The following is a 10,998-nucleotide window of genomic DNA, read 5'->3' as shown; positions in this document are numbered from 1 at the left end:
CCCGCAACGCCATTGCAGCGCCCGGCCCCCCTGCGCTATGCAGCAGCCCGATCAGACACGAGGACGACACCATGGCCGGCCATTCCAAGTGGGCGAACATCCAGCACCGCAAGGGGCGGCAGGACGCCGCCCGCTCCAAGCTCTTCTCCAAGCTCGCCAAGGAGATCACCGTCGCCGCCAAGATGGGCGACCCGGACCCCGACAAGAACCCGCGCCTGCGCCTGGCGGTGAAGGAGGCCAAGTCGAACTCCGTCCCCAAGGACGTGATCGACCGCGCCATCAAGAAGGCCGTCGGCGGTGACGCCGAGAACTACGAGGAGATCCGCTACGAGGGCTACGGTCCCGGCGGCGTCGCGGTGATCGTCGAGGCGATGACCGACAACCGCAACCGCACCGCCTCCACCGTGCGCTCCACCTTCGGCAAGAACGGCGGCAACCTCGGCGAGACCGGCTCCGTCGGCTTCATGTTCGAGCGCAAGGGGCAGGTGGTCTACCCGGCCGCGGCGGGCGACGCCGACGACATCATGATGGCCGCCATCGAGGCCGGTGCCGAGGATGTCGAGAGCGGCGAGAAGGAGCACGTGATCTGGTGCGCCGACACCGACCTCGCCGAGGTGTCGAACGCGCTCGAGGCGCAGCTCGGGGAGTCGGAGAGCACCAAGCTCGTCTGGCGCCCGACGACGACGGCGGAGCTCGATCTCGAGGGGCTGCAGAAGCTGATGAAGCTGGTCGACGCGCTCGAGGACGACGACGACATCCAGTCCGTCACCACCAACTTCGAGGCCTCCGACGAGGTCATGGACGCCTACGCCGCCGCCTGACGCGCGCGCCCTCTTCATCTGGCCGAAAATATGCACGGCGACCGGCGCGGTCGCCGTCGCGCCGCTCAGAGCGGCAGCGCCACCTCGCGCAGCCCGTCGAGGATGAACTGCACCGACAGCGCCGCGAGCAGCATTCCCAGCAGCCGCGTCACCACGTTGACGCCGGTCTTGCCGAGCGCCCGCTCGATCGGTCCGGCGGCGAGGAAGAACAGGAACACGATCGTCAGCACCGCGACCATCACGCCGAGCACCGCGGCGAAGCCGGCGACGCTCTCGGACTGGCCGGTCAGCAGGATGATCGTCGCGATCGCGCCCGGCCCGGCGAGCAGCGGGATCGCGAGCGGGAAGACGGACGGGTCCTCGGTCGGGTCGTCGGCGGTGTCCTCGCGGCGGGCCTGGCGGCGCTGGAACAGCATGTCGAGCGCGGTGAGGAACAGCAGCACGCCCCCGGCGATGCGGAAAGCCGCCATCGAGATGCCGACGAACCCGAGCAGCGCCTCGCCGAACACCGCGAAGGCCAGCAGCACCGCCACCGCGACCAGCGTCGCGCGCACCGCGATTGCGCGGCGCTGGCGGTCGGGCATGCCCTGGGTCAGCGCCACGAACAGCGGTGTCAGGCCGATCGGGTCGATGATGACGAACATCGCCGCGAAGGCGGAGGCGAGGGCGGGCAGGTCGGTCATGCCAGCTCAAGGTACATGATGTGCAGTCCGACGAAACCCTCGCGCGGATGGGCGAAGCCGCCGGGCACGGTGCCGAGGATGGCGAAGCCGAGGTCGCGGTAGAGCTTCACCGCGCCGCGGTTGCTCTCGGCGACCGCGTTGAACTGCAGCCCCCGGTAGCCCGCCGCCCGCGCCCACGCGATGGAGTCGACCACGAGCGCGCGCCCGACGCCCTTCCCGCGAGCCGCGGGGGCGACCATGTAGCTGGCGTTGGCGATGTGCGCGCCCGGCCCGTCGCGGTTGGGGCCCATGTGCGCGGTGCCGAGCAGCGTGTTGTCGACGCGCGCGCAGGTCACCCGCTCCGACGGCGGGCCGGTCCAGAAGGTGCGGGCGGCGGGCTCGTCGAGGTCGGGGTCGATCGTGTAGGTGTCGCCCGCGCGCAGCACCGGGCGGACGATCTCCCAGAGCGCCGGCCAGTCGGCCGCGCCGGCCTCGGTGACGATGACGCTCATGCCGCCTCCGCCGCCTCCAGCTTCTCGAGCGCGGCCATCCACATCGCCTCCGCCCGCGCCAGCCCGTCCATCACCTCGGCGTACTTGCGGTTCCACGTCTCGAGCTCGCCCACCCGGCCATCCTCGTAGAGCTCCGGATCGGCCAGCTTCGCCGCCAGCTTGTCGCGCATCTCGTTGATCTTGTTGACCCGCTCCTCGCACTTGCGCGCCTCGGCCCGCAGCGCCAGCAGCTCGTCGCGGCCCGGCCGCTTCGGCTTGGGCTTGTCGGCCTTGGGCGTCTTGGGGCTGTCGGAGCCGAGCAGCATCCGGCGGTAGGCCTCCAGGTCCTCCTCGTAGGGCGTCACCCGGCCGTTCTTCACCAGCCACAGCCGGTCGGCCACCATCGACAGCAGGTGCATGTCGTGGCTGACCAGCACGACCGCGCCGCTGTAGGCGGTCAGCGCCTCGACCAGCGCCTCGCGGCTCTCGATGTCGAGGTGGTTGGTCGGCTCGTCGAGGATCAGGAGGTGCGGCGCGTCGATGGTGGCGAGCAGCAGCGACAGCCGCGCCTTCTGGCCGCCCGACAGCCGGGCGGCGGTGATGTCGGCCTGGTCGGCGGTGAGGCCGAAGCCCGCGAGCCGCGCGCGCAGCCGCGCCGGGCTCTCGTCGGGGCGCAGCCGGCGGACATGCTCGAGCGGCGTCTCGTCGGCGTGCAGCTCCTCGAGCTGGTGCTGGGCGAAGAAGCCGACGCGCAGCTTGTTGGTGCGGCTGATCTTGCCCGACAGCGGCGCGAGCTTGTCGGCGATCAGCTTCGACAGGGTCGACTTGCCCTCGCCGTTGCGCCCGAGCAGCGCGATCCGGTCGTCCTGGTCGATGCGCAGGTCGAGCTTGGAGAGCACCGGCTCGCCGTCGTAGCCGACCGATGCGCCCTCCATCGTGATGATCGGCGGGCTCAGCTCTTCGGGCTCGGGGAAGGAGAAGGCGCGCAGGGCGGCCTCCTGGGGCGTCGAGATCAGCTTGATCCGCTCGATCATCTTGAGCCGCGACTGCGCCTGCACCGCCTTGCTGGCCTTGTAGCGGAAGCGGTCGACGAAGCTCTGCAGGTGGGCGATGCGCGCCTTCGCCTTGGCGTTCTCGCTCTCGGCGGCGGCGAGGCGCGCGGCGCGGACCTCGGCGAACTTGTCGTACGGGGTCGCGTAGTAGGTGAGCTTGCGGTCCTCGAGGTGGAGGATGCCGCCGACGGCGCGGTTCAAGAGGCCGCGGTCGTGGGAGACGATCAGCACCGTGTGGGGGTACTTCGCGAGGTAGCTCTCGAGCCACAGCGCGCCCTCGAGGTCGAGATAGTTGGTCGGCTCGTCGAGCAGCAAGAGGTCGGGCTCGGAGAACAGCACCGCGGCGAGCGCGACGCGCATCCGCCAGCCGCCCGAGAAGGCCGAGCACGGCATCCGCTGCTCGGCGTCGTCGAAGCCCAGCCCCTTCAGGATCGACGCCGCGCGCGCCTCGGCGGACCAGGCGTCGATGTCGGCGAGGCGGGTCTGGATGTCGGCGATCCGGGTCGGGTCGTCCGTCTCCTCGGCCATCAGCGCGGCGCGCTCGGTGTCGGCGGCCATCACCGTGTCGATCAGCGACACCTCGTTGCCCGGCACCTCCTGGCTGACCCCCCCGATGCGCGCCCCGCGGGGCACCCGGATCTCGCCGGTCTCGAGCGTCAGCTCGCCCCGGATCAGCCGGAAGAGGGTGGTCTTGCCGGTGCCGTTGCGCCCGACGAGACCGACCTTGTGGCCCGTCGGAACGGTGGCCGACGCGTGCTCGATCAGGGGCCGGCCCTCGACCGAGTAGGAGATGTTCTCGATCCTCAGCATGGACGCGGGATGGGGTGGCAGGGAATTATTGTCAATGGCCCCCCGACGCTTCTAGAGTGGCGTCAACATACCATTCTGGAGTTCCATCAATGCGTTATCTCGTCCTTTGCGCCGCCCTCGCCGGCGGTCCGGCCTGGGCGGAGGAGATCATCTCCTTCCAGTCCCCGTCGGGCAACATCCACTGCTTCATGACGGAGAGCTACGGCACCCGCTGCGACATCATCGACTACACCCCCAACTTCACCGATCCGGGGAATTGCGACCTCGACTACGGCATGGCCTTCGGCATCGCCCCCGGCGGGCGGGGCGAGGTGCTGTGCGTCGGCGACACCGCCATCACCCCCGACGCGCCGGTGCTGGAATACGGTGACGGCCGGGTCCTCGCCGGGATCGCCTGCGTGTCGATGGAGACGGGGATGCTCTGCGAGGACCACAGCCAGGGCAACACCGGCGAGCAGGGCGGCATCCTCCTCAGCCGGGCCGTGCAGCTGGCCTACTGAGAGCGCCTCCCCGAGCGGCTTTTCCCGCCGCCCGGGCCATGCTAGGGCAGCCGCGGAATCGGAAGCATCCGCTTCCGCGGCAGCTAAAGAGGCATGAACACATGGCGACCGAACGCACGCTTTCGATCATCAAACCCGACGCGACCAAGCGCAACCTGACCGGCAAGATCAACGCCAAGTTCGAGGATGCCGGCCTGCGCATCGTCGCGCAGAAGCGCATCAAGCTGACCCAGGAGCAGGCCGGCGAGTTCTACGCCGTCCACAAGGAGCGCCCGTTCTTCGGTGAGCTCACCGAGTTCATGGCGTCCGGTCCGGTCGTCGTGCAGGTGCTCGAGGGTGAGGGCGCGATCGCCAAGAACCGCGAAGTCATGGGCGCGACCAACCCCGCCGACGCCGCGCCCGGCACGATCCGCGCCGAGTTCGCCGAGTCGGTCGGCGAGAATTCCGTGCACGGCTCCGATGCGCCGGAGACGGCGAAGGAAGAGATCTCGTTCTTCTTCTCGGGCCTCGAGCTCGTCGGCTGAGGCCGCCCGCTTCAGGCGGCGTCCGCGCGAGCCGCGGGCGTCGCCTTCCCCTCCGCCTCGAGATGCTCGCGCAGCAGGCGGACGTTGCGCAGGTTGCCCTTCCAGCCGACGTCGAAGATGTCGCCGATGAGGGGGATCGCGCCGATCACCGTGTCGACGGCGACGTTGAAGCCCATCTTCACCAGCATCCCGTTCGGCGCGCCCAGGTCGCGGGCCTTCCACACGATCCACCCGGCCGGTGCGAGCGCCAGGCTGTCACCGATGCCCGGCACGAGGCCGATGATCGAGTCGGCGCCCACCCGGATGCCGGTGCCGGGGATGCGGAACAGCGCGTCCATCTGGTTTGCCAGCCGCTCGAGCCGTTGCAGTTCGCGCTCGTGCTCGGCCAAGGCCGGGGCAGGGGCGGGACGGGCCGGTTTCATCGCGCCGAGATCCGGTCGCGCGGGTTGTCGCGGGCGATGATGTAGACGGCGTGGACGATGCCGGGAATGTAGCCCAGGATCGTGAGCAGGATATTGATCCAGAAGTGCTTGCGGATGCCCTCCTGCAGGAACACGCCCAGCGGCGGCAGCAGGATGGCGACGAGAATGCGGATGAGGTCCATGATCAGACTCCGTGAGGTTCACCGCCTCAACCCGGAGCCTGCTGCCAGGTTCCTGTCCGCACACCGCGCCGCGAGCCGCTCGAGGCCGCCCGCCTTCGCCCTCAGATGCTGGCGAAGTCCCTGAAGATCGGGGCCTGTGGTGTGTCTTTCGCGTCCTTCGGCACCGGCTTGGGTGCGGGAGGGGTGGTGCTGTGGGTGCCTGTCGCCATGGCGTCGCCTTTCGGTTGCGAACACTCCCCGGCCGGATCGGTCTCTTGGTGGACCGTCTCTCCAGGCTGCCACGGGATCGTGTCGCTCACCGGGCGCAAATGCGGCGGAATTGTGGCACTGTCCAGCGCCCGCGAACGGTCCTAGGCGGCGTTCCGCCATCGATGCCTAGTGCGCCCCCATCTCCCAGACGCGGAACTCGTCCGCGCGCTTGCGGCGCAGCTTGGCGGCGACCGGCTCCGACAGCTCCAGCGCCATCGGCGGCGACACGTTCAGCCGCCGCGTCTCCAGCGTCACGCCGAGGCGGTCGGCGAGGAAGGCGGCGAGCTGGTCCTGGCGCTCGTACTGGAACAGGTAATCGACGCCGAGGCTGCCGTCCTTGTCGAGCAGGAACTTCGCCTGGCTGCCGACCTTGGCATAGGCGGGCTGGTCGCCCCGGCAGTAATCCTCGACGAAGGCGTCGAAGCTCATCCCCTGCGTCGAGTTCGGGTGCCCGGCGAGGTCGTCGCGGTGGCGGTACTTGTACCAGCTCTTGAGCCAGTCGACCGGCTCGCGCACCACGGCGATGGTCTCCATCTGCTGCTTGCCCGCCTTCTCGAAGAACGGCTCCAGCCAGCGGCGGTAGCGGTAGACGGCGGAGTGCTTCAGCTCGGGCGGATCGCGCAGCACCATCGAGGCGCGCGGCGCGAGCGCGCCCTCCAGCGCGGTGGTGCCCGTCTTGGGGACCGCGAGAAAGACAAGTCTTTCCTTCCAGAACACCAGCATCGCACACCGTCCCCACGTCTTCACATCGCCGTTAACTAGCCCTTTACCGGCCTGTGCGAAACCTCGGGCGGGAGGAATTTAACTTGCAATGTTCTCTTTTTGGTCTCAAAAGGTGGGAGAACAAGAGGCGAACGAAGCAGCGATTGCCGGCCCTCGGGCCGTGTGTGATAAGGAGCCAAACATGGCAACGGCGGACCTTCTGACCATGAAGAACGACAAGAGCCAGGCGGACAAGCAGAAGGCGCTGGATTCCGCGCTGGCACAGATCGAGCGGCAGTTCGGCAAGGGCTCGATCATGAAGCTCGGCGGCGACAACAAGCTCAACGACATCGAGGCCACCTCGACCGGCTCGCTAGGCCTCGACATCGCGCTCGGCATCGGCGGCCTGCCCAAGGGCCGGATCATCGAGATCTACGGCCCCGAATCCTCGGGCAAGACCACGTTGACGCTGCATTGCGTCGCCGAGGAGCAGAAGAAGGGCGGCGTCTGCGCCTTCGTCGACGCCGAGCACGCGCTCGATCCGCAATACGCCAAGAAGCTCGGCGTCAACCTCGACGAGTTGCTGATCTCGCAGCCCGACACCGGCGAGCAGGCGCTCGAGATCACCGACACGCTGGTGCGCTCGGGCGCGGTCAGCCTCGTCGTCGTCGATTCGGTCGCCGCGCTGACCCCCAAGAGCGAGCTCGAGGGCGACATGGGCGACAGCTCCGTCGGCGTCCATGCCCGGCTGATGTCCCAGGCGATGCGCAAGCTCACCGGTTCGATCAGCCGCTCCAACTGCATGGTGATCTTCATCAACCAGATCCGGATGAAGATCGGCGTGATGTTCGGCAGCCCCGAGACCACCACGGGCGGCAACGCGCTCAAGTTCTACTCCTCGGTGCGCCTCGACATTCGCCGCATCGGCGCGATCAAGGACCGCGACGAGGTGGTGGGCAATCAGACCCGGGTGAAGGTGGTCAAGAACAAGGTCGCGCCGCCGTTCAAGCAGGTCGAGTTCGACATCATGTACGGCGAGGGGATCTCCAAGACCGGCGAGCTGCTCGACCTCGGCGTCAAGGCCGGCGTGGTGGACAAGTCCGGCTCGTGGTTCTCCTACGGCGACGAGCGGATCGGGCAGGGCCGCGAGAACGCCAAACAGTTCCTGCGTGAGAACACCCAGATCGCGCTCGCCATCGAGGACAAGATCCGCGCCGCCCACGGGCTCGACTTCGACCTGATGGGCGACGACAACAGCGACGATCTCGTCGAACCGTAACGCCCCACGTTCTTCCAGCAGCAGCGCCCCGTTCCGCATCCGGCGGTTCGGGGCGTTGTCGTGTCAGGGCCCGGCGATCACCGCGTCGAGCCGCTCGACGCTGCCGGCGAGGTTGCCGAGGCCCAGATGCTCCGCCGCCAGCGCCGGCGCCGCGGCGGGCGCGGCCGTCGCCACCGCCGTGCGCGCGGGCACAACGAAGCTCACCGCCGGCAGGGCGACGGCGGCCGCGAGGGCGAAGACGAGGGGGCGAAGGCGCATGAGCGTGGACCGGGGCAGGGCAGAGGCGTAACCGCCCGCCGCGCCGTTGGTTCCCGCCGTTCTCGCCGCCGCGACGGTCGCGCCGCCGCCAGCCCCTGTGGACAGCCCCGCGGCCCGCCGCTACACCGCTCGTCAGCACAAGACGGACCGCCAGATGACCAGCCTCGCCGACATCCGCTCCACCTTCCTCGACTACTTCCGCCGCCAGGGGCACGAAGTCGTCGATTCCTCGCCGCTCGTGCCGAGGAACGACCCGACCCTGATGTTCACGAATTCCGGGATGGTGCAGTTCAAGAACCTCTTCACCGGCGTCGAGACGCGCGACTACCAGCGCGCGACGACCGCGCAGAAGTGCGTCCGCGCCGGGGGCAAGCACAACGACCTCGACAATGTCGGCTACACCGCCCGCCACCTCACCTTCTTCGAGATGCTCGGCAACTTCTCCTTCGGCGACTACTTCAAGGCCGACGCCATCCCCTTCGCCTGGGAGATGGTGACGAAGGAGCTCGACATCCCGGCCGAGCGGCTGCTGGTCACGGTCTACCACGACGACGACGAGGCCGCCGAGCTCTGGAGGAAGGTCGCCGGCCTGCCCGACGAGCGCATCATCCGCATCGCGACCGACGACAACTTCTGGATGATGGGCCCGACCGGCCCCTGCGGCCCCTCGTCGGAGATCTTCTTCGACCACGGCGAGAAGTTCTGGGGCGGCCCGCCCGGCTCGCCCGAGGAAGACGGCGACCGGTTCATCGAGATCTGGAACCTCGTCTTCATGCAGTTCGAGCAGTTCGAGGACGGCACCCGCCGCGAGCTGGCCGCGCAGTCGATCGACACCGGCATGGGGCTCGAGCGCATCTCGTCGCTGCTGCAGGGGACGAACAACGTCTTCGAGACCGACCTCTTCCGCGCCATCATCGACGCCTCCGCCCACGCCTCCAATACCTCCACCGACGAGGCGCACCTGACCCACCACCGGGTCATCGCCGACCACCTGCGCTCGACGTCGTTCCTGATTGCCGAGGGCGTGCTGCCCTCCAACGAGGGGCGCGGCTACGTGCTGCGCCGGATCATGCGCCGCGCGATGCGCCACGCGCACCTGCTCGGCGCGTCCGACCCGCTGATGCACCGGCTGGTGCCCGCGCTCGTCCAGCAGATGGGCGCGGCCTATCCCGAGCTGCGCGAGCAGCAGGCGATGATCGAGGACACGCTCGAGACGGAGGAGGTCCGCTTCCGCAACACGCTCGACCGCGGCCTGAAGCTGCTCGACGACGAGGTCGCGCGGCTCGAGACGGGCAAGAACCTGCCCGGCGAGACGGCCTTCAAGCTCTACGACACCTACGGCTTCCCGCTCGACCTCACCGAGGACGCCCTGCGCGAGCGCGGCATCTCCGTCGACCTGCCAGGCTTCAACGCTTCCATGGAAGAGCAGAAGCGCAAGGCCCGCGCCGCGTGGTCGGGCTCGGGCGAGGCGGCCGACCAGACCGTCTGGTTCGACATCGCCGATGAGCACGGCACCACCGACTTCCTCGGCTACGACACTGAGACCGCCGAGGGCCAGGTCCTCGCGCTGGTGCGCGACGGCGCGCCGGTGGAGCGGGCCGGGGCGGGCGCGCAGGTGCAGATCGTGCTCAACCAGACGCCCTTCTACGCCGAGGCCGGCGGCCAGGTCGGCGATGCCGGCACCCTGACCACCGAGACCGGCACCGCCGAGATCACCGACTGCCGCAAGATCGCGGGGGTCTACGTCCACTTCGCGCGCGTCACGGCGGGCGAGATCGCCGCGGGCGAGGGCGCGCGGCTCGAGGTCGACCACGCGCGGCGCGGCGCGATCCGGGCCAACCACTCCGCGACACACCTGCTCAACGAGGCGCTGCGCAACGTGCTCGGCGATCACGTCGCGCAGCGCGGCTCGCTCAACGCGCCCGACCGGCTGCGCTTCGACTTCAGTCACAACAAGGCGATGGGCGCCGACGACATCGCCGCCGTCGAGCGCGAGGTCAACGAACTGATCCGCCAGAACGCACCGGTCACCACGCGCATCATGACCCCCGACGAGGCCCGCGCCCTCGGCGCGCAGGCGCTGTTCGGCGAGAAGTACGGCGACGAGGTCCGCGTCGTGTCGATGGGCATCGCCGACACCGGCAAGGGGCTCGACGGCAAGACCTACTCGATCGAGCTCTGCGGCGGCACCCATGTCGCGCGCACGGGCGATATCGGCCTGTTCGCGCTGACCACCGAGGCCGCCTCGGCCGCCGGCGTGCGCCGCATCGAGGCGCTGACCGGCGAGGCCGCGATGGCCGAGCTGCGCCGCCGCGACCGCAGCCTCGGCGAGGTCGAGGCGCTGCTGAAGTGCGGCCCCGACGAGGTCGCCGGGCGGGTGCGCGCGCTGATGGACGAGCGCAAGGCGCTGGCCAACGAGGTGTCGCAGCTGCGCCGCCAGCTGGCGATGTCGGGCGGCCCCGCCGAGGGGCCGGCGGCGCGCGAGATCAACGGCATGCGCTTCGTCGCGCAGGTGCTCTCGGGCGTCACGGGCAAGGACCTGCCCTCGCTGATCGACGGCATGAAGTCCGATCTCGGCACCGGCGCGGTGCTGCTGATCGCCGACACCGACGGCAAGGCCGCCGTCGCCGCGGGCGTCACCGCCGACCTCGTCGAGCGCGTCTCGGCGGTCGACCTAGTGCGCGCCGCCGTCGCCGAGCTCGGCGGCAAGGGCGGCGGCGGCCGGCCCGACCTGGCGCAGGGCGGCGGCAAGGACGCCGCCAACGCCGAGGCCGCGATCTCCGCGGCGGGCAAGGTACTGGAGGAGAACTGATGCCGACCGCACTCTGGATCGCGCACGTCAAGGTCACCGACGAGGCGGCCTACGGCGAGTATGCCAAGCGCGCCACCGACGCCATCGCGGCCCACGGCGGGGTCTTCCTCGCCCGGGGCGGGGCGCACGAGCAGATGGAGGGGCCCGACCGGCCCCGCAACGTCGTCGCGCGCTTCCCGTCGCTGCAGGCGGCGCACGATTGCTACTATTCCGACGCCTACCAGGAGGCGCTCT

General features: G+C 69.6%; 13 protein-coding genes. 6 read left to right on the top strand and 7 right to left on the bottom strand.

Annotation, left to right across the window (positions count from 1 at the left end; genetic code table 11):
- Positions 1-71: 71 nt before the first annotated feature.
- Entirely contained in the window at positions 72-821 is a 750-nt protein-coding gene (locus OG2516_RS04600) for a YebC/PmpR family DNA-binding transcriptional regulator (protein WP_007254457.1), read from the top strand.
- A 65-nt stretch (positions 822-886) separates the two neighbouring features.
- On the opposite strand, the gene OG2516_RS04595 is transcribed toward OG2516_RS04600, so the two are convergent.
- Genes OG2516_RS04595 through OG2516_RS04585 form a run of 3 tightly spaced genes read right to left on the bottom strand, consistent with a single transcriptional unit; the run spans position 887 to position 3,836 of the window.
- Positions 887-1,504, bottom strand: a complete 618-nt coding sequence (locus OG2516_RS04595; protein WP_007254456.1) for a MarC family protein — start codon at positions 1,502-1,504, stop codon at positions 887-889.
- Complete coding sequence (locus OG2516_RS04590) at positions 1,501-1,995, bottom strand: GNAT family N-acetyltransferase (RefSeq protein ID WP_007254455.1); 495 nt, start codon at positions 1,993-1,995, stop codon at positions 1,501-1,503. The genes OG2516_RS04595 and OG2516_RS04590 overlap by 4 nt, the downstream gene beginning before the upstream one ends.
- Positions 1,992-3,836 (bottom strand): ABC-F family ATP-binding cassette domain-containing protein, encoded by a 1,845-nt coding sequence (locus OG2516_RS04585; protein ID WP_007254454.1) that lies wholly within the window; start codon positions 3,834-3,836, stop codon positions 1,992-1,994. Before OG2516_RS04585 ends, OG2516_RS04590 begins: the two co-directional genes overlap by 4 nt.
- An 89-nt stretch (positions 3,837-3,925) precedes the next feature.
- On the opposite strand from OG2516_RS04585, the gene OG2516_RS18900 reads away from it, so the two are divergent.
- Together OG2516_RS18900 and ndk are read left to right on the top strand one after the other, a co-directional pair.
- Positions 3,926-4,336 (top strand): DUF6636 domain-containing protein, encoded by a 411-nt coding sequence (locus tag OG2516_RS18900; RefSeq protein WP_007254453.1) that lies wholly within the window; start codon positions 3,926-3,928, stop codon positions 4,334-4,336.
- A gap of 101 nt (positions 4,337-4,437) precedes the next feature.
- Positions 4,438-4,860: a nucleoside-diphosphate kinase gene (gene ndk, locus OG2516_RS04575; RefSeq protein ID WP_007254452.1), complete on the top strand. Its 423-nt coding sequence runs from the start codon at positions 4,438-4,440 to the stop codon at positions 4,858-4,860.
- Between the two features lie 11 nt (positions 4,861-4,871).
- On the opposite strand, the gene OG2516_RS04570 is transcribed toward ndk, so the two are convergent.
- The 3 genes from OG2516_RS04570 to OG2516_RS04560 all read right to left on the bottom strand — a co-directional run bounded on the left by OG2516_RS04570 (position 4,872) and on the right by OG2516_RS04560 (position 6,436).
- On the bottom strand, positions 4,872-5,282 hold the full coding sequence (locus OG2516_RS04570; protein ID WP_156799271.1) for a DUF4112 domain-containing protein: 411 nt from the start codon (positions 5,280-5,282) through the stop codon (positions 4,872-4,874).
- The gene (locus OG2516_RS04565) at positions 5,279-5,464 is read right to left on the bottom strand and encodes a YqaE/Pmp3 family membrane protein (RefSeq protein WP_007254450.1); all 186 of its coding nucleotides are present in this window, start codon (positions 5,462-5,464) and stop codon (positions 5,279-5,281) included. The genes OG2516_RS04570 and OG2516_RS04565 overlap by 4 nt, the downstream gene beginning before the upstream one ends.
- A 375-nt stretch (positions 5,465-5,839) precedes the next feature.
- A complete protein-coding gene (locus tag OG2516_RS04560; protein ID WP_007254449.1) occupies positions 5,840-6,436 on the bottom strand; it encodes a sulfotransferase family 2 domain-containing protein in 597 nt (198 codons plus the stop codon).
- Positions 6,437-6,617: 181 nt separating this feature from the next.
- Here OG2516_RS04560 and recA point away from each other — a divergent pair, with 181 nt between their 5' ends.
- On the top strand, positions 6,618-7,694 hold the full coding sequence (recA, locus tag OG2516_RS04555; protein WP_007254448.1) for a recombinase RecA: 1,077 nt from the start codon (positions 6,618-6,620) through the stop codon (positions 7,692-7,694).
- A gap of 63 nt (positions 7,695-7,757) precedes the next feature.
- On the opposite strand, the gene OG2516_RS04550 is transcribed toward recA, so the two are convergent.
- Positions 7,758-7,952, bottom strand: a complete 195-nt coding sequence (locus tag OG2516_RS04550; RefSeq protein ID WP_007254447.1) for a hypothetical protein — start codon at positions 7,950-7,952, stop codon at positions 7,758-7,760.
- 154 nt (positions 7,953-8,106) lie between these two features.
- Here OG2516_RS04550 and alaS point away from each other — a divergent pair, with 154 nt between their 5' ends.
- Together alaS and OG2516_RS04540 are read left to right on the top strand one after the other, a co-directional pair.
- The gene (gene alaS, locus OG2516_RS04545; protein WP_007254446.1) at positions 8,107-10,764 is read left to right on the top strand and encodes an alanine--tRNA ligase; all 2,658 of its coding nucleotides are present in this window, start codon (positions 8,107-8,109) and stop codon (positions 10,762-10,764) included.
- Positions 10,764-10,998 (top strand): DUF1330 domain-containing protein (locus OG2516_RS04540; protein WP_007254445.1); only part of this gene is annotated, 235 nt, incomplete at its 3' end. The genes alaS and OG2516_RS04540, both read left to right, overlap by 1 nt.

Source organism: Oceanicola granulosus HTCC2516, from assembly GCF_000153305.1.
In the GTDB taxonomy this organism is placed as follows: domain Bacteria; phylum Pseudomonadota; class Alphaproteobacteria; order Rhodobacterales; family Rhodobacteraceae; genus Oceanicola; species Oceanicola granulosus.
This window is presented reverse-complemented; position numbering and strand designations above follow the sequence as displayed.

Excerpts from the sequence above, each read along its gene's own strand:
- OG2516_RS04550 (WP_007254447.1), bottom strand. The coding sequence starts at position 7,952 with ATGCGCCTTCGCCCCCTCGTCTTCGCCCTCGCGGCCGCCGTCGCCCTG.
- alaS (WP_007254446.1), top strand. The coding sequence starts at position 8,107 with ATGACCAGCCTCGCCGACATCCGCTCCACCTTCCTCGACTACTTCCGC.
- OG2516_RS04590 (WP_007254455.1), bottom strand. The coding sequence starts at position 1,995 with ATGAGCGTCATCGTCACCGAGGCCGGCGCGGCCGACTGGCCGGCGCTC.
- OG2516_RS04565 (WP_007254450.1), bottom strand. The coding sequence starts at position 5,464 with ATGGACCTCATCCGCATTCTCGTCGCCATCCTGCTGCCGCCGCTGGGC.
- OG2516_RS04585 (WP_007254454.1), bottom strand. The coding sequence starts at position 3,836 with ATGCTGAGGATCGAGAACATCTCCTACTCGGTCGAGGGCCGGCCCCTG.
- OG2516_RS04560 (WP_007254449.1), bottom strand. The coding sequence starts at position 6,436 with ATGCTGGTGTTCTGGAAGGAAAGACTTGTCTTTCTCGCGGTCCCCAAG.
- ndk (WP_007254452.1), top strand. The coding sequence starts at position 4,438 with ATGGCGACCGAACGCACGCTTTCGATCATCAAACCCGACGCGACCAAG.
- OG2516_RS04600 (WP_007254457.1), top strand. The coding sequence starts at position 72 with ATGGCCGGCCATTCCAAGTGGGCGAACATCCAGCACCGCAAGGGGCGG.
- OG2516_RS04595 (WP_007254456.1), bottom strand. The coding sequence starts at position 1,504 with ATGACCGACCTGCCCGCCCTCGCCTCCGCCTTCGCGGCGATGTTCGTC.
- OG2516_RS04570 (WP_156799271.1), bottom strand. The coding sequence starts at position 5,282 with ATGAAACCGGCCCGTCCCGCCCCTGCCCCGGCCTTGGCCGAGCACGAG.
- OG2516_RS18900 (WP_007254453.1), top strand. The coding sequence starts at position 3,926 with ATGCGTTATCTCGTCCTTTGCGCCGCCCTCGCCGGCGGTCCGGCCTGG.
- recA (WP_007254448.1), top strand. The coding sequence starts at position 6,618 with ATGGCAACGGCGGACCTTCTGACCATGAAGAACGACAAGAGCCAGGCG.